Below are 22132 nucleotides of genomic sequence, written 5' to 3' on the forward strand. Positions count from 1 at the left end.
ATCGCGCCGCTACGCAATACACGTTAATTCAGTACCGGTTTCGCCATCGGTTGGGCCGGGCGTTCTGCCAGCGCAAACAGCTCATCAACCCGCGCTTTCTCTTTTGCATCAACCGGCACCAGCACACCGCAGGCGACAAACACCAGCAGGTTACCCGCCAGGCCAACAATGCCGCTGGTGAGTGAACCAAGCACCGGGATGTCATCCGGGAAAAACACCGTCAGCACGATCGCAATAATGATGCCGGTCATCATCCCCAGCAGCGCGCCCTGCTTGTTGCCAAAGCGGCTGAAGATACCGAAGAACAGCGGCACCGCCAGTTGGATGATCCCCTGATAGGAGATCTGCGCCAGCAACTGCAAACGCGAGTAGTTAAAGGTGAAATAAGCCAGCAGCGCTGCCGCTGCAATAAACACCACCATGCCGGACTTCGCCAGTACCGTCAGTTGACGATCGCTGCGCGGCTTATTCCAGGTAGCAAGATCGTTGGCAAATTGCGTACCGCACACCTGCACACATCCATCAACATGGCCGATACTCGCCGCCAGCACAATCACCAGCGCCAGTGCCAGCAACCACGGACCACCCTGATCAAACAACGCCGTGAAGAAACCGTTCTGCGGATTGGCCTGCACATTGGGATCCTGGCTCACCGCCGTAGCGAACAACATCAGAATGGCGTAGAAACCGCCCACCAGCAGGATTGTCAGCAATGTCCCCTTCTTCACCGCGCGAATACCGCTGGCGGTGTAAATGCGCTGGAAACTCATTGGCCAACACATCGAACCAACCACACCGGTAAAAATCAGGCTGAACATATACCAGGGGCCGTAATGGGAGCCTTCTGCACCCGGAATCTGCAACATCGCAGGCGGCAGCGACGAGAGCTGACCAAAGCTGTGATCACCGCTGAACAGCAGTACTACGCAAACCAGCGCACCGAGGCCATAGGCGATAATCCCCTGATACATGTCGGTCATAATCAAACCACGCATACCCATGCTGACGGTCCAGTACTGACGCACCAGGATCAGCAGCACGCCGGCGATCAGACAGGTGGTCACGCCCCAGCGGCCAAAGCTGGCGAACTCCACCAGCAGCGCCAGTGCCTGAATTCCCATCACCACCCACGGGAAGACACAAATGATGCCAATAATTGACGCCACACGTTTCACCGCCGGGCTGTTGTAACGCATACCCAGCAGGTCGGGCTGCGTGGTCAAATTAAAGTGTTGCCCCCATTTCCAGGCACGCCGCGCCATCAGGTACATCGCGGTAACGCCGAGCGTTGAGTAAACCGCGCCATAGAAGCCAATCACGCCGCTGACCGACAGCGCAAAAAACGCGGTAAAGGTTGCGCCCGGCCACCAGGAGTTGGTGTAGCTCATGGCGATGTACCAGGGACCGTAAGAGCGTCCACCCACCGCATAATCGGAAAACGAGGTGCTTTTACGGTTCGTGGCATACAGGACAGCAATCATGATCGCCAGAAATAAACCGATCATGCCAAAGGTAATTAAATAATGTGGTTCTGCGGTGCTAATTTTCATGATACTTCCTCATCCGCGGGAATTTCGCCAAAAGCACATTCAGCGAGATACATCACCCATAATCCGACGCCAAGAAATACCGCAATAGAAAGCCAGTAGATAATTGGCAACGGAACACCCAGAAATAACGCACCGCTTCCGCTGACGCTTAAATATAACGGTGGACAAAGCGCCAGAAGTAATAACGCCAGCAGATAGATGGCAAAGATTTTATTTTTGATGCTTATGCGGGCACGCAACTGTTGTGCCATGATCATGGTACTCATAATCCCCTCCGAAATTTACAATGACGGTGTGCGCACTCCTTTACCTGCTGTCAGACAGCCTTCCCCTGTGGTGTTAAAAAATAAATAAGATGATTACAGTGCGCGCAACCAATTTTCCCAGTCGGGATGGTTTAATACGCTACGGGCGCGCAACTCTTTCCAGCGGCCATATTTAGAAAAATCGAAATCAATATCCGCGACCTGATGCTGAATAATTGCCCAGGTTGACCACTTCATATCGGCAAGATATTTATGGATTTGCACGCGAGCAAATATCGCGCCATCCACCCTACCAAAATAATCCTCCAGCAATTCAAGCTCAATTTGTGGCGTAAAGAACATCTCACCGAACCATAATGCCAGTTCATAACAACGATCGTTATTCGAGGCATATTCAAAATCGACCAGCCGAATATCATTGCTGGCATTGAGCATAAAATTGCCCGCCAGAGTGTCATTCATACAGGGCACGCGATCAATACCCGCCGCTTCCAACGCCTGTTGTGCACGTTGTGCCTGTTTATGCAGCCATACCGCATCGGCAGAGAATGGCGCATTCAGGGCGCGCACCTGTTCGATATGTTCGTTCAACATAGCAAACACCGTTTTGTCCTCGGTGAGCAGCGGCTGATCGTTAAAACTCTTCAACGCGTGCAGCGCCCGATGGCGAACCGCCTGCTGTTGAAAGTCGAGATTGGAGGAGGCACGCCAGCCGTCGATAAACTCAAAAACTTCGACCCCCAACTCGCGCAGATAAGCGACCACCGGCACGCCGTAACCAGTTTGTGCCGCTTTCAGGCTGGCTTCATGTGCCGTGTCGCGGTTAATAAAACGTTCCGTGCCTTCGCCGGGAATTTTGACGAAATAAGCACAGGGCGCACCTTCCACCGCAACATGCCAGTTGGCGTTGGAAATCCCGCCGCTTACCGGACGATAATGGATGGTTTTATTCTGCCAGCCTGACATCGCGGCAATCGCCTGTTCCAGACGCTGTTCCTGCCAACTGACGGCTTGTCCGGGTTGTTTACTCATGCTGTCTGCTCCGCTGTCAGGGTTAACCAACGTTCGAATCGGGGATCGCGTGCGCTCTGGCGACAGCGCAATAACATCCACTGACCCAGCTTGGCAAATTCCAGCCCACGCAGGCTGGTATGGCCGTTCAGCATACCCCACAGCGTCCAGTGATAATCATCCACCAGCGCATAAAGGCGGCAGCGCGCCACATCGGCTTCGCGGCATTCACCACGCCAGCTACGGATGGCATCGCGCCAGCGGTCATCGGTTGGCAACTGTTCATGGATTAAGGTGGCGATATCGTGCCAGGCATCACCCTGCGCCGCGTAATCGAAGTCCAGCAGACGCCACTCCCCCTGGCTGTTCACCATCCAGTTGCTGGCGATCGGGTCGCCGTGAATCAATACCGGGGTAAAAGCCGATGCATTTAACGCCTGCCAGGCGAGATCCACGCACTCGCCCAGCCATACCATCTCCTCCGGCAGTACCACTTGTGCCTGCTGAAGTTGCTGGCGCAGGGCCAGCATGTCCTGTTGACGCGAGTGCTGAGGCAGCGGCAATGCCGCTTCATGCAAACGATCCAGGGTACGGGTCAGCGCACCAAACTGTCTCGGATCGCTGAAGTGCGCCAGCTTCGCCCAGCGAAAATCATCATCCAGCGCCGCAAAAATCAGGACGCCCGCCGCCTCATCGGCATGGCACAGCACCGGTGCAATCCCCAGCTCACCGGCCTGACGGCTGATTTCTGCGCTGCGGCGTACGTCGAGCAATGCGCGTTGGTCATCACATAACACCTTGGCATAGAAACGTTGCCCAGCGCTCTCCAGCCAGAACCCCGTCCACTCGGTCGCCAGACGATGGGGGGAAGCGACACCAGCGGTGCCGGGCTGAATAATGAAGCGCTGGCCGGGCTGCCATTGCTGCAACACCTGTTCTAAACGCGCGTTCATGCCGTCTCCTCCAGAAGCAGATCACTCAACAACGCCATCAGCAAATCCAGGCCACGGTGGAGATCTTCGGTGGCGGTGAATTCACGCTCGTTATGCGATAAGCCCCCCACGCTTGGCACAAACAACAAGGCGCTTGGGCAGTGATAACTCAGGCTGATGGCATCATGCCCCGCCACGCTGCGCAGTGGTATGGCGCTCAGGCCGATGCGCTCCGCCAGGTGCAGGGCGCGTTGTGCCAGCAAGCTATCCAACTGCTGGCGGGGACGGAACTGCGCCCGATCCAGGCTGACATCGGTCGCCGTTGCCAGAGCAATCGATTGCATCTGCTGGCTGAAACTGGCGCGCAACTGATGCAGTAACGCCTCGTCGGCGGAGCGAAATTCGATCCAGATCGTTGCTTCGGAGGTGACCACGTTGGGCGAATTGGGGGTGGTGGCGAGACGCCCCACCGAGGTATGCAGCACCTCGCCGTGACGATCTGCTTCCGCCCGCACCGCTACGATAGTCTGGGCCGCCGCCAGCAACGCATCGCGCCGACGACTCATCAATGCCGGACCGGTATGGTTCTGCTCACCGCGAAACGTCACCTGCCATTTCAGCGCCGCCCAGGTTTCGGTCACCACGCCAATTTGCTTACGTTGCTGTTCCAGGTGCGGGCCTTGTTCCACATGCAGCTCAAGATAGGCGCGCAACGGCAACGGGGGTAACGCCGTGCCGCGATAACCAATCGCCTGTAATGCCGCATCCAGCGTGATGCCATCGGCGTCGGTGCAGGCCAGTGCCTCATCCAGCGTCACCGCGCCGGTGAAAAATGAACTACCAATCAGGCTGGGCTGGAAACGTGCGCCCTCTTCATTGGTCCAGTTGACCACCGCCAGGTTGTATTGCGCCGGTTCGTTCTGCTCACGCAGTTGCCGCGCCAGCGCCGCGAGGGTGGCTGCCGCCGCAGTGACACCGTAGGCACCATCGAAGCGACCACCGAGCGGCTGGCTATCGAGATGCGAGCCGCACAGCAACCAGGGTGCCCCCGGCCGCAACGTGATCAGGCCAAAAATATTACCGATTTCATCAATCTTTACGTCAAAACCCTGCCGGGTCAGCCAGGTGCAAAAGGCATCACGCACCTGTTGGTCTTCGGCGCTGGCGGTCAGGCGGTGCAGACCACCCGCCGCCGTGGCACCAATGCGGCTGCTGAGTTCAAACAGCGCATCAAATGCCTGATAGTCGCGTGGCGTCATCCGCAGCGTTGCCGGGATGGAGGATGTTGACATGTGCGTTCTCCAGACTTGCTACAAAAGCTGCCGGTGGCGGCGCGTTGGTCACTAAGGTGTCCACCGCGCTGAACGGCAACGTGTTAATAAAAGTGCGCAGTCCAAATTTGCCTTCATCCGCCAGAATCACGCTCTGGCGGCAGTGCGTGCTCAGCACGCGCCGTAATAGCGCCTCCGGTTCTTCGTAGTCCATAAAGCCATTTTCCCGGTCCACCGCACCGATCCCCATAAAGGCGATGTCGTAATGGAACTGCCGGGCAAAATCCAGCGTATGGGGACCGATAAGTGCGTTATCGTTTCGCCTGACGCGCCCTGGTGTTAGCGTCACAGCGTTTTCGCTCTGCTGCGTCAGCAGCGTGGCGATATCCAGTGAATTGGTGACAATCTTCAGCCGCGAGAAGCGCGTCAGTTGCTGTGCCAGCGCCAGTGTGGAGGTGCCGGTGTCAAGAAACAGCGCCATGCCCTCCTCCACCAGCTCACTTGCCAACTGCCCCATGCGCAGTTTGGCGCGCGGTTTAATACGGCTGCGAATTTGCAGCGGCTGTTCCTCGCTTGGCACCGGTAAAATCGCCCCACCGTGCACCCGGCGCAGCACGCCCTGCTCCTCCAGATACTTCAAATCGCGGCGGATGGTCTCTTCCGATACCACAAATTTCTGCGCCAGTTCGGTGACGCGCACCCGTTTGTCGTGGCTCAATACCCGTTTGATCTCATCGAGTCGCGGCTGGTTAATCATACTTACCCTTCTGTTTCTGCGGCGAAAACCGCAGTATACCTGTCCCCTGCCTCTGCCTTGCGCGATAAATCGCGCCGCTACAAAAGATCGTGCGTTATGGTCGCGGCGCGATTTATCGCGCGACGTTTATAATTTGGGCTGATGCTGATCCCACGGCATTAACGCTTCCAGCGCGGCACAGAATTGCAACACATCCCCTTCGGCATAACGACGACCGATCACCTGTAACCCCACCGGCAAGCCTTCCGGGGTAAATCCGCACGGCACCGTGGCGGCCGGATTGCCGCTCAGGTTGAACGGCCAGGTAAAGGGCGTCCAGCGCGCCCATTCGACACCGCTGTCGCCATCCGCCTGGCCTTCAGGAACGTGACGATCGGCAGCGAACGGCAGCACCGGCAGCGTCGGGGTGATCAGCAAATCCACTTCGTCAAAGAGCGCATGCACCTGACCGGCAAAGGCGGCGCGCTGTTTTTGCGCAGCCAGGTAATCCGCCAGTTCAATCCGTTGTGCGCGTTCAATCAGCGCGGCAAAACCGGGGTCCAGCTGATGATGTTGGTGTTGCAGGGCCGCGCCATACGCCACCCCTCGCCCACCGCTCCACAGCGTGTCAAAGGTGGCAAACGGGCTTTGCCAGCTCAGCGCTTTAGCTGTCAGCGTCACGGGCAGCGCGTGTGCCATGTGTTCAACCGCCTGCTCAACACAAGCGGCGATGCGATCATCCACCGGCGTATTGAATAAGGTCGGGCTGTAATGCACGCGCAGACGGGGCAGTGGCGCATCACACCTTGCCAGCCAGCTTTCCGTTTTGGCGGGCAGCGCCTGGTGGTCTCGCGCATCCGGGCCGGAAAGCAAGTCAAACAGCAACGCGCTGTCGCGCACCGTGCGGGTCATCGGCCCGGCATGGCTGAGCATCTCGGTGGCTGACCACGGCCAGGTGGGGATTCGCCCCAACGAGGCTTTGAGCGCAAAAATGCCACAAAATGCGCCAGGAATGCGTACCGATCCTCCACCATCCGATCCCAGTGCGGCTGGCACCATCCGCGCCGCCACGCTGATCGCCGACCCGGAACTGGAGCCGCCGCTGGTCAATGTGGGATCCCACGGATTGCGGCCGTGACCAAACACGCGCGAATAACTGGAACCGGTCCAGCCGAATTCAGTGGTGGCGGTTTTGCCAATAATGATCGCCCCTGCCGCTTTGAGGCGCGCAATAATCGGCGCATCGCTGTCCGGTACGTTATCCAGCGCCGTCAGCGAACCTTTTGTGGTACGTAATCCGGCAGTGGCAAACAGGTCTTTAATGCCAAACGGTACACCGTGCAACGGACCGCGCAATTTTCCTTGCTGCCGCTCACGGTCACAGATTTCCGCTTCCGCCAGCGCCTGCTGGTCATAAACATCGCCAAACGCATTCAATGTGGTATTGTGGGTTTTTATCTGACTTAAACAACATTCCACCAATGCCACGCTGCTGCTTTTACCCTGACTAACCTGCGCCGCAGCGGTCAATAAATCCGGCATATCCTGCATATTTCACACTCTTCACGGCTGACTAACTGTTGAGCAGATAGTGGCATAGTCGCAGCAGGATGCAAGACCGAATTATGTTGTTAATGTGGGATATGTTGTATTTATTGTGGGTAAGTAATAAGAAAGCGTGATGACGGGATACAGCAGGAAATGTTATTCAGGTGACGGTTAGCTGTATGTTTCGCTGGCGAGAAGGCAGCGACCGGGACAGATGTCAGCCAGCCTGTTGCCAGATGGATAATTGCGCGGAGTATGCGGCGATACGCAAATCGCCGCTTTACCGTGCACAGTGATAACAAAATCGTTTGATGGCCGATCACAACCAACCCGAACGTTTAAGTCGCCACCACATAAAACCACATATCGTCACGGTGACGCCCAGTGCCACCGGATAACCAAAATGGGTATGTAACTCCGGCATATCGGCGAAATTCATGCCGTACATGCTGAAAATGATGGTGGGTACAATCAATACCGCGCCCCAGCCCGCCAGCTTTTTGTTCACTTCACTCTGCTGCACCGAAACCAGCGCCAGATTCACCTGCATGGCACTGGTCAGCATTTCGCGCATATCTTCAGCATCGATCATGACATGGTGCGCATGGTCCTGCACATCACGCAGGTAGGCACGCAGATTTTTGGGTACCAGATCTTCATGGAAGCGCACCAGTTGCGGGCAGATTTCGGTCACCGGCATCGCCGCATTGCGCAGCGACAGCAGTTCGCGCCGCAGGTGGTAAACCTCCTCCAGCGTATCGCGGTGAAAACGGGTGCTGAACATCTCATCTTCCATCGCGCTGATGCGCTGGCTCAGGCTGGCGGTGATTTTGCTGTAGTTATCTACGATACAGTCCAGGATGCAGTACATCGCATACGCCGGACCTTCGCTCATCATCGCCTGGTTTTTTTCCGCACGCGCCCGGATACCACCGTAACCATCAGTCGAACCATGTCGCACGGTGATCAGGAAATGTTTACCGAGGAAGAAGTGCGTTTCACCGAAGCTGATCCGTTGCTGAGCATCCAGGTGGGCCGTTTTGACCACCACAAATACCGATTCGCCGTATTGTTCAATCTTCGGACGCTGATGCGCCACCAGCGCGTCCTCAATCGCCAGTTCATGCAGGCTAAACTCCTGTTGCAGCGTCTGCATAAAGGCCGCATCGGGCTGGTATAAACCGAGCCAGACAAAGGTGTTGTCTTCTTTCAGCACCTCACTGATGTCACTGATATCGACATTTTCTTCACGCTGTCCGTGGCGGTAGACCACGCAGTTAATCACCATCTTTTTCAGATCCTTCCAGGGCTGACGTCCTGTAATCATAGTCTTAAAGCTCCCGCATCATCTCAACACAGGGCAACGCCGCCCCCGCCAACGCCGAATGATAAAGGCTTTCCCTTACGATGCTGAAGCCATGACGTTGATAAAAGCCACAAGCGTTAGGGGTCGCCGCCAGCGTCAATTGGCTGAACCCACGCTGCCGTGCTTCCATCATCAGGGTATGCATAATGGCGCTGGCGTAGCCTTTACCGTTGCACACCGGCAAGGTGAAAATCGCCTCCACGCTACCGCCAGTCAGATCGAGAAAACCGGTCGCCGCCACACCGTAATCGGGGTCGTCCACCACATAGAAGGGATTAGCACGCACGGCCTCGAAGTATCCCTCTGGCAGAGCATCAGGTGTCCATGCGGTGATCAGCTCTGCGGGATAAACCGACTGGCAACCGTGACGGATGGCAAGATTTCGAATCCGCCACAACGTGGCGGTTTCATCGGTGCGGGCTAAACGAGGTGTCATGGTGTCTCCTGGTGTGCCTATAATCGAAAACCGCTATCAGGAAGATGAACGAGGCCATCCTATGCAACTGTTGTCATCGCGATTGTTTTTGCGCCCGGTTGAAGCGCGCGACCTGCATACGCTGTTCGCCATCTATGGTGATCCCGGCACGCAAATGTTTAATCCTGCCGGTCCCTTTCCTGATCTCGCTTTTACCGAAGAAGTGTTAACACGCTGGCTGGCGCACTGGCAATGCTATCCGTTTGGCAACTGGGCGATTTGCCTGCGCGAGCGATCCGACGAGGTACTGGGATTTGGTGGTTTAACGGTGCGGGAGTTTGCTGGCAGGCCGGTAAACAATTTGGGCTACCGGCTGGCAAAAACGGCGTGGGGTAACGGTTATGCCACCGAGTTTGCCCGTACGGTGATTGCTTATGGCTTTGATCACTGCCAGCTAACGGTGATTGATGCTGCGGTACGGGAAGATCATCTCGCCTCGCAGCAGGTGCTGGAGAAGGCGGGTTTGCGCTGTTATGACCGGGTTGAAGATATACCGGGCGCACCCGCCAGTCTGGTTTATGAGTTACGTGCGCAGAGCTGGCGCGATCAGGGCACACCGAGATAACGCAGGATCGCCGTCATCAGCGCCGCACCGATGATCACCACAATCAACGGGGCTTTGCGCCAGGCGAGGAACACCGCAAACAACACCCCGGCGATTCGCGCGACACCAGCAAAATGCGTACCTTCAAACAGCGCGGTGGTGACCGCTACCGCAAGCAGCAGTACGGTGGCGGCATCGGATAACATGCTGCGCGCCCGCTCTGACATCTGCATACGACTACCGAGACGGAAACCGGCGAAGCGGATCAGGTAAGTTCCGGTTGCCAACAGCGCAATCCCCGCAATGACTAATCCGTTTTCCATTATTTACGCTCCCGCCAGCTCAGCAAACCTAACAACGAAAACAGCACCGGCATACCGGCAGGGACAAACGGGGTTGCCAGCACCGAAAGCAACGCACCGAGCGATGCCGGGATACGGGTGCGGCGCTGGCGCAGGGCCGGGAAAATCAATGCGATCAGGATGGCAGGAAACACCGCATCCAGACCGATCACCGAGACATCCGGGATAAAACGCCCAATCACCGCGCCGCTGATCACGCTGAGCGGCCAAATCGCGAAGATACCCAGGCCACAAATCCAGTAGGCCGCCCGACGCTGCGCCAGTTTGGGTTGTGAGATGCCAAAGACCACGCTTTCATCATTCATAATGTGGCAGCCAAACAACGCCCGCCCACCCTGTCCAACCAAATCTTTAACCGCAATGCCAAACGGCAGATGACGGGCATTGACCAATAAACCCGCTGCGGCGGCAGTAAACGGACTGCCGCCACCGGCAACAATTCCGATGAACAGAAATTCGGATGCGCCAGCCAGCACCAGGGTAGACAGCGCCATCGGCACCCACAACGGGAAACCATCTGCCACCGCCAGTGAACCATAAGAAAGTCCGACGATACCGTCAGCCAGACAGACGAGGAATATCGCTTTTATTACCCCTTTATCCAGAGGCACTGCTCCCAGACGCATAACAAAATCATCTCATATCGAACAAGAAAGCCGTTATAATGAACGGCTCGATACCGTTTTACAAGATGAACGTTTGTTCGATATAACGAACAGGAGTAGCTGTGACCCCGCCGATTGACATTATCGCCGCCGGATTAGTGCGTGAACGCCAGCGCGCCGGGCTTTCGCTGACAGAAGTGGCACGCCGCGCCGGTGTCGCTAAATCTACCCTCTCTCAGTTGGAAGCAGGCAACGGCAATCCCAGCATCGAAACACTGTGGTCGTTATGTGTCGCGCTGAATATTCCGTTTGCCCGACTGATGGAGCCGGAAGTGAAGCGTTTGCAGGTGATCCGCAAAGGCGAAGGGATGGTGGTGTCTGCCGAACTGGCCGATTATCAGGCCGCATTGCTGGCCAGTTGCCCACCGGGCGGCCGCCGCGACCTTTATCTGATCACCAGCCAGCCAGGCGCACCGCGTGCCTCTAAACCCCATCCACCGGGTTCGGTGGAACATGTGATTATCGCGCAGGGTCGCGCACTGGTCGGTCCCAGCGATGCGCCAGTGCTGCTCGGCCCCGGCGATTATATTTGTTATCCCGCTGATGAACCGCATCTGTTTGAAGCGCTGGAGCCAAACACCCTGGCCGTGCAGTTGTCGGAGCAGAATTAATAGCGGCGCGGTTTACCGTTCGGGTTTGCCGACATAATGCACAGCATTGCGCAATAAATTGCGCCGCTACGGAATCAGCCAATATTTCCCGTCAGTACAGGATTATTTTGCGGTATAAGGTGTACCACCCACATGCACTTTATAGATGCGGAAATTCGGCACCGGCGGATTATCAAAATTCATCTCACCACCGACCCAGCTGTTAAGGTGATTGCTGACAAAATAGAGATCGCCGTGCGGTCCCCAACCAATGGTATCGGGCCAGGCAATCGCGTCGCTGGTGACGAAAGGCGTGACCTTACCGGTTTTACCATCCCGTTTCATCAGGCCGTTAAGCGTCAGCGCCGTCAGGTAAAGATTGCCCTGACGGTCTGCCGTGATGCCATCGGTATTGGACGGCAGCACCGTGTCCACTTTGATCGCCTTTTCGATTTGCGCTTCGCTGTTGCTGAAATTGCGCAGCACTGAAGTCGGTACTTTCAGCAGCCGATTGCCGGTAAGGTTAGTCCAGTAGAGCGTTTTCTTATCGCCAGACAGCGCGATACCGTCAGCACCGGTCAACATCGGATTAGCTTTGCCGTCTTTGTCCTTCAGTACCTTTTCGCCGTGGATGCTGAAGGTGAAACCGGGTTGATCGTTAACCCATTCCGGCGCAGATAATACCCGTTTTGCCTCCCCGGTCTTCATTTTATACACCAGCAAACCGCCTTTCAGCGGATGACACATGATGCCGGAATCGGTGATGTACACCACGCCTGCGTCGTTATCCACTGCGACGTCATTCAGGAACGAACAGGTAAAGTCGACTTGATCGTTAGTAAAGGTATAACGCGCCACTTCTTTATTTTTATTCAAATCCCAGGCGATCAGCTTTTCATCACCCGCTTTATTGGGTGCACCCGCAATATGCCCTTGATCAAGAATCCACATCACGTTGTTGCGATCAATTTCAAATCCCAGCACCGCTTTTAAACCCTGTGGATTATGTACGTCGTTCATCGCTTCGCTGGGAAAGGGTTGCAGCAACCATTGCCCGTCCTTTTTCACCAGTTTCGACAAGGTTGCCGGGACTTCCGGGCCGCCCCAGCGGGCGGTGCTGACGTACAGGTTACCCTGTGCATCAACCTTCACGCCGTGCAGCATCGCTTTGGTGTCATTGTTTTTCCACGCGGCCGCCGCTGCCGGATCGCTCAGGTCATACGGCAGGCGATTCCATTCTGCGACCACATCCAGTTTAGGTTGCGTCGCCGCCAGTGCCGGTAAGCCAACACCGACTGCGGTCAACAGCAGCAGAGATGCAGACCATTTTTTTAGCGGATAGGAGGGAGATGCATAGAACATAGTTTTACCCCTGAAGGATGGTTTTATTGTGATTATTTGTCGAATTCTGACATGTCAGAATCTAGCATTCATTGGCAACAGGTAAAGGGGGTAACTGGCGATTTTGCATACGGCCTCACAAAATCGATTGCAGACATCAGCGTGGCTTATAGCGGCCATCAGTCGGGATGATATGAGAGGATGGACCCACTTCTGTTTGCTGGCGGCATTTGCTCACCTGGTCGGCTGGGTGAATTTAAAGAAACAAAAAATAATCTATCAATATGATAAAAAAAGAAATTAATGAAATTATAAAACTAACATGTTACTGATAATTTTCTGAATTTTTCCTGATCCTGCAAAATCCATGCTCAACCCGTCTCTCTGCGTGATAAGCATCACACTAACGTGTCAACCGCTGCCGTTTTTGTGATCAATTTAGCAAATGACTAACATGTAGCTAACTTTATATCCGCCACCTGATAGATTTGTGACATGTCAGTTTTAACCCAGTGACATTCAGCGCGAAGTTAACGTCAGCGCAAAGCAAAGGGATTACCTCAACCTTGCTTTGTACCGCCACCCACCAGGGAGCAGACGTTCGCTTTTCGCGGCTTCTCACGCTGTCATTCAATCGTATAAGAATCAGGAAAGCAGCCATGAGCACTTTGACAGAGAATAAGGCGCGCGACGTCGTTAGCGACCTTGAACACAGTACCATCCGTAAAATCATCACCATGCTGGTCCCGTTGATGGTGGCGATGTATGTGGTGGCCTATATCGATCGACAAAACATCAGTTTCGCCAAGTTGCAGATGGTCAGCAGCCTCGGCTGGAGTGAATCGGCTTTTGGCTTAGGGTCGTCGTTATTTTTTATCGGCTACCTGATTTTTAGCGTTCCGGGCAACCTGATCCTGTCGAAGGTCGGGGCAAAACGCTGGTTTGCCTTAAGCCTTGCCGCCTGGGGCATCATCACTGTCGCCCTCGCCTTCACGCAAAGCCTGACCATGTTCTACAGCCTGCGTTTCGTGCTAGGTCTGGCGGAAGCCAGCTTCTACCCCGGTCTGATTTACTACTCAACACAGTGGTTCCCGACTAAATATCGCCCACGCATCGTCGGTTTTCTGGTTACCGCCAGCATGTTCGCCAATATGATTGGTGCGCCGCTGAACGGCGCGTTGCTGAGTATGCACGGGATTATGGGTTATGAGGGTTGGCAGTGGTTGTTCCTGATGACCGGTTTGCTGGCGATTTTGCTGATCATCCCGGTGATGGCCTGGTTCCCGATTAGCCCGACCCATGCCACCTTCCTGACACGCGAGCAGAAGCAGTGGCTGTCGCAGCGCCTGGAGGAAGAACGCCGCCAGGAGAGCGATAAGTCCGTCGATACCCTGTTTAAATCGCTGACCGATAAACGCGTGCTGTCGCTGGCGCTGGTGTACGGTTTTATCTGTTTCGGTGCCTATGGCATCAGCTACTGGATGCCCACCATCGTCAAATCCTTCGGCGTCTCTGATATGACCAACGGCTTCGTCAATATGATCCCCTGGGCGTTGGTGATGATCATGTTGCGTTGGCTGACGCACAAACCGGAACGCACCAATAACCCGTTCGTTAACGTCGCCCTGCCGATGTTCACTTCCGCCGCCTGTCTGATTGGTTCGGTGTGGTTCGCCAGCCAGCCGGTCATTAGTTTCGCCTTTATCTGCGGGGTGGTGCTGTCGGTGTTCGCTATCCAGCCCTGCTTCTGGAATCTGACCAAATTCCTTTCCGGTGCTTCAGCGGCGGCGGGAATCGCGATTATCAACTCGCTGGCTAACCTCGGCGGCTTCTTCGCCCAGAACACCATTCCACTGGTACGTGACCAAATGCAAAGCGCGACCGCACCGATGGTGTATCTGAGCATCGTCATGTTGGTCGGTGGGATCAGCACCGTGATGATCATCAAATGGCTGCAACGCCAGCGCGAACCAGCCACTGCCGCTCCCATGCCAGGTCACTAATCTGACATTTCAGATTAAAACAATAAATGTGAAGTAAATCACCATTATCAGAATAAACCGTTGCTGATACCAGTTGGTGTCGGCAACATAAATTAAAACTAACATGTCAGTTTTTAAGAAGGTCGTCATGAAAAAGATTGTGGTTCTTGAACCGGGTTACGAGCATTACCGCGAAGAAGAAGCCATTCTCGCCGCCTTTCATCCTGAATTTGTGGTCGTCCCTGCCAATGCCTCCCAGGAAACGAAACGGGAGCAGCTATGTGACGCCGATGCCGTGATGCTGCGTGAAGCGCGTCTTGATAGCAGCCTGATCGCCGCACTCGATAAATGTCAGGTGATTGTGCGCTACGGCGTGGGGGTCGATAACGTTGACCTCGTGGCCGCCAAAGCGAAAGGGATTTATGTCGCGAACGTACCGGATTACGGCTCCGAAGACGTGGCCGAACACGCGCTGGCGTTGTTGCTGGCCGCTACGCGCCGCATAACCTCGCGCGATCATCAGGTCCATCACGGCCAGTGGAATATTGGTCAGGCCGAGCCGATGTTTCGCATGAGCGGCAAAGTGCTGGGCATTGTTGGCTTTGGCCGCATCGCGCGCTGCCTCGCCGCCAAAGCGCGTGGCATCGGTTTTCGCTCCCTGCTGGTGTGCGATCCGCTGCTGGATGCGCAAGCCGCTGAAGATGCCGGTGTGGTGCGTGTCTCGCTGGAAACGCTGTGTCGCGAAGCCGACTTCATCTCCCTGCATGTCCCATTGTCGGAGAAAACCCGCCATCTGATCGGTGCTGAACAGTTGGCGCTGATGAAACCCTCCAGTGTGCTGGTGAACACGTCACGCGGCGGCCTGATCGATGAAACCGCCCTGTTCCACGCACTGCAAAACCGTCAGTTATTTGCTGCTGGCCTTGACGTGTTCGAACAGGAACCGATCCGCGCCGACCATCCGCTGCTGACGTTATCCAACGTGATCTGTACCGACCATACCGCCTGGTTCACCGAAGAGTCGGTGATTGAACTGCAACGCAAAGCCGCGCAGGAAGTGCTGCGTGTCTTTGAAGGCAACAAACCCCTGAATTGGGTGAATCGCTAATCACCCGCCCTGCCAAGAGGAAAACAAGATGTATAGCAAAGAGATTATTGACGGTTATCGCGCCATTTTTTCTACCGCATCGATTGCCGATGCCTGCGACCAGATTGTCGGTCAAACCATGTTTCTGCCGTTTGAGGTGAAAAACCGTATCAATGACAAGAAGATCGTCGGCCCGGCCGTCACGATTCTGGAAGATGTCACAGACGAAAAATTACCACCGCAACACGCACTGGATGCCATTGATGAGTCCGAAGCGGGCTCAGTGATTGTCATTGGCGGTAGCCCGGCACTGGAGAACGTTGCCGTCTGGGGTGGACTGATGACCGCAGGTGCGGTCGCCAATAAACATGAAGGCGCGGTGCTGATGGGCGGCGTACGCGACCTTACTGAGATCCGCCGTGATTACGATTTCCCGGTTTACGCCAAAACCGTTACCCCTGGCACTACGCTGGGTCGTTTCAAAACCCTTGATGCGAATGTCGCGCTGAAGCTGGGTGAAGTGACCATTCACCCTGGTGACCTGATTGTTGGTGATGTTGATGGCGTGGTTTGTGTGCCGAAAGCCCACGTTGATGCGGTGCTGGAACTGTCCAAATCCATCGACCAGCGCGAGCTGGAGCAGGCTAAGCTGATTATCCAGTCAGGATCGCTGCGCGAAGGCCTGGCTAAATACGGCCGCATTTAACCGTGAGAAGCGGCCCGGCACCCTGCTGTGGCCGCCTGACAGGACAACATAATGAAAGATCTGGATATTCTCTCCTTCGGTGAACCGCTGTACGAATTTAGTCAGTTACCGCAGGCACAACAACCGGTCAGCTATCTTAGCGGTTATGGCGGCGACACCTCGAACTTTGCCGTCAGCGCCGCTCGTCAGGGTGCCAGGGTGGCGATGTTTACACAGCTCGGCAACGATGTGTTTGGCGATCAATTTGTCGCGTTGTGGCAGCAGGAAAATGTCCGATGCGACTGGGTGCTGCGCCACGAAGAGGCACCGACCGGTATCTATTTTATCAGTCACGACGCCAGCGGCCACCATTTCACCTTTTATCGCAAAGGCTCTGCGGCTTCGCGTCTGCGTCCGAAGGACTTACCGGAAGCCGCGATTGCCGCGGCAAAACTGCTGCATACCTCCGCCATTACCCTGGCGATCAGTGACAACGCCTGCGACAGCGTCTTTGCCGCACTGGAACTGGCACGTAACCATCAAACGTTGACTTCTTTCGATACCAATCTGCGCCTGAAACTGTGGCCGCTGGCCCGCGCTCGTGCGGTGATCCATGAGGTTGCGCGTCTGGTGGATATTTGTATGCCAAGCCTTGATGAGGCGCGACTGTTGACCGGCTTACAGGATGCCGATGCCGTTGCCGATTTTTATCTGCATCTTGGCGTGAAACACGTCGTATTGAAAATGGGCAGTGAAGGCGCGATGTATGCCAGCGCAGAGGAACGCGTGGTGGCGACCGGGCACCAGGTCGCCACTGTCGATGCAACCGGCGCGGGCGATTGCTTCTCGGGTGCCTTCCTGACTCGATTGCTGGCGGGCGATGCCGCGCAAAACGCCCTGCACTACGCTAACGCCGCCGCGGCGCTTACCACCACCGGCTATGGCGCAGTCGCGCCAATTCCCACCCGTGCGCAGGTTGAGGCCTTTTTGCACCAGGCGCGTTAAATCCTGTGCCAGCCCGTTCTCACCACTTTCGACAGGGCTGGCACGGTCTCAAAGTCTTGCCGCCACCGGCACGGCGGCTTTCTTCGTCTTCACCTTTAACCCGAACAACATTGATGCGATGCGCGATCGTTTGATGAGCAAATAGCACAGGGTACTGAAAACGACGCCAATGAAGCAGTTGATCAGGACATAGATAATCGACAGATTGGCTGGCAACCAGACATCCATCAGCCAGGAGAAAGTGATCACCACCGGATAATGCAACAGATAAATAATCAGCGCGGAATCGACCACGCCGGTAAGTAACGGATTTTCCTTTACCGGCAGGCGTTCAAAGATAAATACCAGCCAGTAAGCAAGCTGGAACGAGAGAACGCTACCTGCCAGCACCGGCAGATATTTTAACGCGCTGGCAATATGATGATGAGCAACGACGTAAAATCCCAGCCAGGTAACCAGCGCCATTCCCGCAATCAACCACTTATTTATTACCCAGGAATTGACGTAAGTGGCTATTTTCTCGCGATTAACGTACAACGCATAGCCAGCCGCATAGTACACCAGAAAACGCGCAGTCACCGGGACCAACTCGATAAACTCCCCCTGCCCTTTAACCAGGAACTTAAGAAAGAAACAGATGTTAGCAAGCGCAATCAGGGTCACCAGTAGCCACGGCAGTGATAATCGTTCGAGCTGTCTGGCAGCAAATTGATAAAATACCGGGGGGATGACTAATGACATCACTGACAGTGAAACCAGGAACCACAAGTGATGCATCATTGAATAACTGTGTAACCAGCCAGCTAACGTTAACGGCGTTCCTTTCATTTGCCAGGCAATAATGTACATCAGCGGTGGCAGGAATAAATACGCGGTAATAAGCGGAGCCAGAACTCGCTTCAAGCGATTATCACGAAACATCTGCTGCCCTTTACGTAATACCACCAGGGCAGAAAACATCCCCGAAAGAAAGAAAAACACCTCCATCCTGAAAGTATGGAACATACTGAGGAAAGCGGTAAATAACTCCGATGGATCACGCTGCGCAACATAATACCAGCCATTTTCACCCGGAAGACTTCTTGAAGCATGTAAGAGAACACCCTCAAGAATTAATCCCGCGCGCAGCAAATCCAGGCCGATGTTTCGGCCAGACAAAAACGACGGCGTATTCATGTTCACACCTCGAAGATGAATTATTTAAAGGACGTGATGCTGATGAGATTGATGCTAACAGTTCGTATGGTTGTTTAGCGTTCGTTTACACATTTTAGGAAAATCGCTATTGCAAAATATTGCCAACTCTAAAGAAAAATTAATCCTGATAAGTTTAACCTGATAAAGCGAAGCGTAACTTGATGAATTAACGTGATATCATCGGGGTTAAGATAAAACTCACTAACTGGATGATTTATCTAATGTGAGAAAAGCATTTCACTAAAAAGCAGGTATCCTTACAAGAGGTTTGCATATGATGACAATGTAAAGAATATATAATCAGTTTTCGATCAAAATAAAATAATAAAAATAAATACGGCTAAACAAATAATTCAAAAAGGAAAGGGGAAATAATTGTATCACCATGATTTTAAATAAAACAAGGAAAAACCACCAGATTCAATTAACAATATCTTTAGAATTACGCAAGGTTTAGGAATGCTCTTATGGCATTTATTATGCCTGAACGTGGCATATATACTCTTTTCATCAGAAGCTATTCACACCCCAATAGAAAAGGCAGATTAGCGATGAAAGCGATATTTTATTTCCTTAGCGCGTTATCTCCTGTCATCACAGCATTGAGTCCGTTTGTTTATGCAGCAAACAATACCGACAATAAGTTTATTATTGAAGCCTATGGTGGTTCCAGCACTCAGGGTGCAATGGCGGTGCGGGAAAATGGCAAAGTACACCCCATTTTTATAAAAAATAATGAAATAGGCCTGATCAACCAATTTATCAAAGACAAATACGGCGATGGGATTCAGGTTGTGAATAAAGGCGCATCGTCATCCCAGGCGATGGATCTGTTGAACGGTAAATACTTTTATAAGAACAATAAAAGCTGGCGCGAGGAGATGAAAAAGTCTCCAGCCAGAATCATCCTGTTGAACTTTGCCACTAACGATGCCAGACATTTCCATTACCAGGATATTGAACCTGACTATCGCGTCAGCCCGGATCAATACATTAAGGTCATGGCGCAACTGGTGAATATTGCTCGTGCTGCCGGTAAGGAGGTGATTTTACAGGAACCCCACCCTATTTGCGGCGGTGCAGCCAGGTGGAATATCGGACCTTATGTCACACAACTGGATAAGCTGGCGCGCGCAGAATCCGTACCATTGTCGAGACAATACCAACGTATCCTGAACATGAATAACTGGCAGTCGTTGTTATCACCAGATTGTGTTCATCCTTCGGAGCAACTTTATCGCATCAAAGCGGAAGAGACATTCTCGGTTTTGGTGGCGCATTATGGCGCGCAGCTAGCGGCGGCAGGCACACACCGGTAGCGGCGCAATTTATTGCGCGTATTTTTACCGCGCGATAAATCGCGTCGCTACGTAATCTGCCTGCACATAGCGCGATTTCCTCCATGTCCGTGTGGCAACATTTCTGGTATACATACTCCTCTAATCAGTGTGGAGCAGATAGCAGAACTATGGCGCAGGATCTTCTGAAAGATGTGGTGTACAAACGAATCAAGGACATGATCGTTAATGGTTCGCTGCCGATGGGCGGTAAGCTTTCAGAATCTGCCCTTGCTACTCGCTTAGCCGCCAGTAAAGCCCCGGTACGCGATGCCTTACGTCGTTTGCAAAGCGAAGGCCTGGTGCAGATTAAGCCTAAAAGCGGCACCTTTGTGTTTAGTCTTAATGACCTGGAATTTAAAGATTTGCTCGAATTTCGCTTCTATGTGGAATCGAAAGCGATGGAACTGGCCCTGAAAAAGAACCCGAAACAGCTGGTGCAGGAGATTTCGGCGATTCTTGATAACATGGAGTTCTGCATCAATAACGGCTCGAGCGTCGAATATATCCGCCTGGATAACCTGTTCCATCAGGCGTTGTTTACCTGGTGCCAGAATCCCTATCTTGAGCAAGCCTACACTCTAATCTCATCGCGCATGGCGACTATCCGTAATTATCTCGGCAGTAACGACGAACATATGCATCGTTCATGGGATCAGCACGTCACTATCGTTACCGCGCTGCGTAATAACGACTACGACAGCGCGTTGGTGGCATTGCAGGGACATATCCTGCCGGAATTCGGCGCTTACTGGGGTCTGCTGTAATCCTGTCTTTGCCGGGTCTGCTCCCGGCATAAAGGCAACGCGAAAAACAATCTCCCTTGTCATCTCTGGGTTATTATTGTTATGTTATAACATAACAATATGCACTTCAGAGGTCATGCTATGTCGTTAATTCAGGATTCACGTCTCCCCGTCACAGTTCTTTCTGGCTTTCTCGGTGCCGGGAAGACCACGCTGCTTAACCACATTCTCAATAACCGCGCAGGCCGCCGGGTAGCGGTGATCGTCAATGATATGTCGGAAGTGAATATTGATGCAGCGCTGGTTCGCAATGGTGGTGCGGAGCTTTCCCGTACCGATGAAAAGCTGGTGGAGATGAGCAACGGTTGCATTTGCTGCACGTTGCGCGAGGATTTGCTGCTGGAAGTGCGCCGCCTGGCCGAGGCAGGCCGCTTTGATCAGTTGGTGATCGAATCCACCGGAATTTCCGAACCTCTGCCGGTCGCGGAAACCTTCACATTCGCGGATGAAGACGGTCAGAGCCTGTCACAATTCGCCCGACTGGATACCATGGTTACGGTGGTGGATGGTTTTAATTTCCTGCGTGATTACCGTTCAACCGACTCCCTGCAAGCGCGAGGCGAATCACTGGGCGAGGCCGATGCCCGCTCGGTGGTCGATTTGTTAGTCGATCAAATTGAGTTTTGCGATGTGCTGGTGGTGAATAAAACCGATTTGATTAATCAGGACGATCAGCAAACGCTGTACGCCATGCTGCGCTCACTTAATCCACGCGCCCGGATTGTATTTTCACACTTTGGACAGGTGCCGCTGGATGAGGTACTGGAAACCGGGCGTTTTGATTTCGACGCTGCATCCCAGGCGCCCGGTTGGTTGCAGGAACTGCGCGGCGAACATCAACCAGAAACGGAGGAGTACGGCATCCGCAGTTTTGTCTATCGTGCACGTCGCCCGTTCCATCCACAGCGTTTCTGGCATGCGGTGAATCATCAACTGGAAGGGGTAATCCGTTCAAAAGGTTATTTCTGGCTGGCAAGCCGCCCGGAGTATGCGGCAATGTGGTCACAGGCTGGAGCCGTGGCGCGCCACGGCTATGCCGGTCACTGGTGGGCCAGTATCCCGCGTGAACGCTGGCCGCAGGATGAAGAATCGCTGGCGTTTATCGCCCGTCACTGGCAGGAAGGCATCGGTGATGCGCGTCAGGAACTGGTGTTTATCGGTATCGAGATGGATGAAGATCAGGTACGCAATGCGCTTGAGCACGCCCTGCTGACCCCCACAGAGATGGCGGCTGGCCCGGCAAGTTGGGTGACATTGCCTGATCCGCTGCCGGAATGGTTCGAGCATGACGCCGTGGACGCGTAATCGCACAGAAAGCAACAAATGGCTACGCTTTTCCATCAAGGTCAGGAGTATGCTGAATTGCAGCATTTACC

General features: G+C 54.1%; 22 protein-coding genes. 9 read left to right on the plus strand and 13 right to left on the minus strand.

Features of this window, described 5'->3' with window-relative positions; genetic code table 11:
• Positions 1 to 23: 23 nt before the first annotated feature.
• The 9 genes from AC6I8N_RS23110 to AC6I8N_RS23150 form a co-directional block, all read right to left on the minus strand.
• Positions 24 to 1550 carry a sodium:solute symporter family protein gene (locus AC6I8N_RS23110; RefSeq protein ID WP_497830905.1) on the minus strand — a complete coding sequence of 509 codons (1527 nt, stop codon included), beginning with the start codon at positions 1548 to 1550 and terminating at the stop codon, positions 24 to 26.
• The gene (locus AC6I8N_RS23115; RefSeq protein ID WP_208726015.1) at positions 1547 to 1816 is read right to left on the minus strand and encodes a hypothetical protein; all 270 of its coding nucleotides are present in this window, start codon (positions 1814 to 1816) and stop codon (positions 1547 to 1549) included. Before AC6I8N_RS23115 ends, AC6I8N_RS23110 begins: the two co-directional genes overlap by 4 nt.
• A gap of 93 nt (positions 1817 to 1909) precedes the next feature.
• The gene (locus AC6I8N_RS23120; protein WP_208726016.1) at positions 1910 to 2848 is read right to left on the minus strand and encodes a choline kinase family protein; all 939 of its coding nucleotides are present in this window, start codon (positions 2846 to 2848) and stop codon (positions 1910 to 1912) included.
• Positions 2845 to 3780, minus strand: coding sequence for a phosphotransferase (locus AC6I8N_RS23125; RefSeq protein ID WP_497830906.1), 936 nt, complete (start codon positions 3778 to 3780; stop codon positions 2845 to 2847). The genes AC6I8N_RS23120 and AC6I8N_RS23125 overlap by 4 nt, the downstream gene beginning before the upstream one ends.
• Positions 3777 to 5051: a Zn-dependent hydrolase gene (locus AC6I8N_RS23130; protein WP_497830907.1), complete on the minus strand. Its 1275-nt coding sequence runs from the start codon at positions 5049 to 5051 to the stop codon at positions 3777 to 3779. Before AC6I8N_RS23130 ends, AC6I8N_RS23125 begins: the two co-directional genes overlap by 4 nt.
• A complete protein-coding gene (locus tag AC6I8N_RS23135) occupies positions 4990 to 5787 on the minus strand; it encodes a DeoR/GlpR family DNA-binding transcription regulator (RefSeq protein WP_415173018.1) in 798 nt (265 codons plus the stop codon). Before AC6I8N_RS23135 ends, AC6I8N_RS23130 begins: the two co-directional genes overlap by 62 nt.
• Positions 5788 to 5913: 126 nt before the next feature.
• Complete coding sequence (locus tag AC6I8N_RS23140) at positions 5914 to 7308, minus strand: amidase (protein WP_497831150.1); 1395 nt, start codon at positions 7306 to 7308, stop codon at positions 5914 to 5916.
• Positions 7309 to 7633: 325 nt separating this feature from the next.
• Positions 7634 to 8602: a magnesium/cobalt transporter CorA gene (gene corA, locus AC6I8N_RS23145; protein ID WP_497831151.1), complete on the minus strand. Its 969-nt coding sequence runs from the start codon at positions 8600 to 8602 to the stop codon at positions 7634 to 7636.
• A 43-nt stretch (positions 8603 to 8645) separates the two neighbouring features.
• Positions 8646 to 9116: a GNAT family N-acetyltransferase gene (locus tag AC6I8N_RS23150; RefSeq protein ID WP_497830908.1), complete on the minus strand. Its 471-nt coding sequence runs from the start codon at positions 9114 to 9116 to the stop codon at positions 8646 to 8648.
• Between the two features lie 61 nt (positions 9117 to 9177).
• Between AC6I8N_RS23150 and AC6I8N_RS23155 the strand changes: the two genes are divergently transcribed.
• On the plus strand, positions 9178 to 9720 hold the full coding sequence (locus tag AC6I8N_RS23155; RefSeq protein ID WP_497831152.1) for a GNAT family N-acetyltransferase: 543 nt from the start codon (positions 9178 to 9180) through the stop codon (positions 9718 to 9720).
• Here the strand turns inward: AC6I8N_RS23155 and AC6I8N_RS23160 are convergent.
• The gene (locus AC6I8N_RS23160; protein ID WP_013511191.1) at positions 9702 to 10022 is read right to left on the minus strand and encodes an AzlD domain-containing protein; all 321 of its coding nucleotides are present in this window, start codon (positions 10020 to 10022) and stop codon (positions 9702 to 9704) included. The genes AC6I8N_RS23155 and AC6I8N_RS23160 overlap by 19 nt on opposite strands.
• Positions 10022 to 10687 (minus strand): AzlC family ABC transporter permease, encoded by a 666-nt coding sequence (locus AC6I8N_RS23165; protein WP_208726021.1) that lies wholly within the window; start codon positions 10685 to 10687, stop codon positions 10022 to 10024. The genes AC6I8N_RS23160 and AC6I8N_RS23165 overlap by 1 nt, the downstream gene beginning before the upstream one ends.
• 101 nt (positions 10688 to 10788) lie before the next feature.
• On the opposite strand from AC6I8N_RS23165, the gene AC6I8N_RS23170 reads away from it, so the two are divergent.
• Positions 10789 to 11337 carry a helix-turn-helix domain-containing protein gene (locus AC6I8N_RS23170; RefSeq protein ID WP_013511189.1) on the plus strand — a complete coding sequence of 183 codons (549 nt, stop codon included), beginning with the start codon at positions 10789 to 10791 and terminating at the stop codon, positions 11335 to 11337.
• Between the two features lie 102 nt (positions 11338 to 11439).
• Here AC6I8N_RS23170 and AC6I8N_RS23175 read toward each other — a convergent pair whose 3' ends face one another.
• Positions 11440 to 12678, minus strand: coding sequence for an L-dopachrome tautomerase-related protein (locus AC6I8N_RS23175; protein WP_497830909.1), 1239 nt, complete (start codon positions 12676 to 12678; stop codon positions 11440 to 11442).
• Positions 12679 to 13316: 638 nt separating this feature from the next.
• On the opposite strand from AC6I8N_RS23175, the gene AC6I8N_RS23180 reads away from it, so the two are divergent.
• From AC6I8N_RS23180 to AC6I8N_RS23195, 4 genes are all read left to right on the plus strand, one after another.
• A complete protein-coding gene (locus AC6I8N_RS23180) occupies positions 13317 to 14660 on the plus strand; it encodes an MFS transporter (protein ID WP_497830910.1) in 1344 nt (447 codons plus the stop codon).
• 127 nt (positions 14661 to 14787) lie between these two features.
• Positions 14788 to 15747 carry a C-terminal binding protein gene (locus tag AC6I8N_RS23185; RefSeq protein WP_497830911.1) on the plus strand — a complete coding sequence of 320 codons (960 nt, stop codon included), beginning with the start codon at positions 14788 to 14790 and terminating at the stop codon, positions 15745 to 15747.
• A gap of 28 nt (positions 15748 to 15775) precedes the next feature.
• Entirely contained in the window at positions 15776 to 16432 is a 657-nt protein-coding gene (locus AC6I8N_RS23190; RefSeq protein ID WP_208726025.1) for an RraA family protein, read from the plus strand.
• A gap of 51 nt (positions 16433 to 16483) precedes the next feature.
• Positions 16484 to 17416, plus strand: a complete 933-nt coding sequence (locus AC6I8N_RS23195) for a sugar kinase (RefSeq protein WP_497830912.1) — start codon at positions 16484 to 16486, stop codon at positions 17414 to 17416.
• A 48-nt stretch (positions 17417 to 17464) separates the two neighbouring features.
• Here the strand turns inward: AC6I8N_RS23195 and AC6I8N_RS23200 are convergent, their stop codons facing one another.
• Entirely contained in the window at positions 17465 to 18592 is a 1128-nt protein-coding gene (locus tag AC6I8N_RS23200; RefSeq protein ID WP_497830913.1) for an acyltransferase family protein, read from the minus strand.
• Positions 18593 to 19080: 488 nt separating this feature from the next.
• Here AC6I8N_RS23200 and AC6I8N_RS23205 point away from each other — a divergent pair, with 488 nt between their 5' ends.
• From AC6I8N_RS23205 to zigA, 3 genes are all read left to right on the plus strand, one after another.
• Complete coding sequence (locus tag AC6I8N_RS23205) at positions 19081 to 19932, plus strand: SGNH/GDSL hydrolase family protein (RefSeq protein WP_497830914.1); 852 nt, start codon at positions 19081 to 19083, stop codon at positions 19930 to 19932.
• Positions 19933 to 20081: 149 nt separating this feature from the next.
• The gene (locus AC6I8N_RS23210) at positions 20082 to 20717 is read left to right on the plus strand and encodes a GntR family transcriptional regulator (protein ID WP_208726029.1); all 636 of its coding nucleotides are present in this window, start codon (positions 20082 to 20084) and stop codon (positions 20715 to 20717) included.
• Between the two features lie 120 nt (positions 20718 to 20837).
• Positions 20838 to 22061 (plus strand): zinc metallochaperone GTPase ZigA, encoded by a 1224-nt coding sequence (zigA, locus tag AC6I8N_RS23215; protein ID WP_497830915.1) that lies wholly within the window; start codon positions 20838 to 20840, stop codon positions 22059 to 22061.
• The last annotated feature ends 71 nt before the right edge of the window (positions 22062 to 22132 follow it).

The sequence above is a fragment of the Pantoea sp. X-Soil-TKNS-1279 genome, from assembly GCF_059730565.1.

Coding starts and splice junctions, on each gene's coding strand:
- AC6I8N_RS23200 (WP_497830913.1), bottom strand. CDS start 18,592: ATGAATACGCCGTCGTTTTTGTCTGGCCGAAACATCGGCCTGGATTTG.
- AC6I8N_RS23130 (WP_497830907.1), bottom strand. CDS start 5,051: ATGTCAACATCCTCCATCCCGGCAACGCTGCGGATGACGCCACGCGAC.
- AC6I8N_RS23110 (WP_497830905.1), bottom strand. CDS start 1,550: ATGAAAATTAGCACCGCAGAACCACATTATTTAATTACCTTTGGCATG.
- zigA (WP_497830915.1), top strand. CDS start 20,838: ATGTCGTTAATTCAGGATTCACGTCTCCCCGTCACAGTTCTTTCTGGC.
- AC6I8N_RS23195 (WP_497830912.1), top strand. CDS start 16,484: ATGAAAGATCTGGATATTCTCTCCTTCGGTGAACCGCTGTACGAATTT.
- corA (WP_497831151.1), bottom strand. CDS start 8,602: ATGGTGATTAACTGCGTGGTCTACCGCCACGGACAGCGTGAAGAAAAT.
- AC6I8N_RS23140 (WP_497831150.1), bottom strand. CDS start 7,308: ATGCCGGATTTATTGACCGCTGCGGCGCAGGTTAGTCAGGGTAAAAGC.
- AC6I8N_RS23120 (WP_208726016.1), bottom strand. CDS start 2,848: ATGAGTAAACAACCCGGACAAGCCGTCAGTTGGCAGGAACAGCGTCTG.
- AC6I8N_RS23160 (WP_013511191.1), bottom strand. CDS start 10,022: ATGGAAAACGGATTAGTCATTGCGGGGATTGCGCTGTTGGCAACCGGA.
- AC6I8N_RS23125 (WP_497830906.1), bottom strand. CDS start 3,780: ATGAACGCGCGTTTAGAACAGGTGTTGCAGCAATGGCAGCCCGGCCAG.
- AC6I8N_RS23210 (WP_208726029.1), top strand. CDS start 20,082: ATGGCGCAGGATCTTCTGAAAGATGTGGTGTACAAACGAATCAAGGAC.
- AC6I8N_RS23205 (WP_497830914.1), top strand. CDS start 19,081: ATGGCATTTATTATGCCTGAACGTGGCATATATACTCTTTTCATCAGA.
- AC6I8N_RS23115 (WP_208726015.1), bottom strand. CDS start 1,816: ATGAGTACCATGATCATGGCACAACAGTTGCGTGCCCGCATAAGCATC.
- AC6I8N_RS23150 (WP_497830908.1), bottom strand. CDS start 9,116: ATGACACCTCGTTTAGCCCGCACCGATGAAACCGCCACGTTGTGGCGG.
- AC6I8N_RS23190 (WP_208726025.1), top strand. CDS start 15,776: ATGTATAGCAAAGAGATTATTGACGGTTATCGCGCCATTTTTTCTACC.
- AC6I8N_RS23180 (WP_497830910.1), top strand. CDS start 13,317: ATGAGCACTTTGACAGAGAATAAGGCGCGCGACGTCGTTAGCGACCTT.
- AC6I8N_RS23185 (WP_497830911.1), top strand. CDS start 14,788: ATGAAAAAGATTGTGGTTCTTGAACCGGGTTACGAGCATTACCGCGAA.
- AC6I8N_RS23175 (WP_497830909.1), bottom strand. CDS start 12,678: ATGTTCTATGCATCTCCCTCCTATCCGCTAAAAAAATGGTCTGCATCT.
- AC6I8N_RS23165 (WP_208726021.1), bottom strand. CDS start 10,687: ATGCGTCTGGGAGCAGTGCCTCTGGATAAAGGGGTAATAAAAGCGATA.
- AC6I8N_RS23155 (WP_497831152.1), top strand. CDS start 9,178: ATGCAACTGTTGTCATCGCGATTGTTTTTGCGCCCGGTTGAAGCGCGC.
- AC6I8N_RS23135 (WP_415173018.1), bottom strand. CDS start 5,787: ATGATTAACCAGCCGCGACTCGATGAGATCAAACGGGTATTGAGCCAC.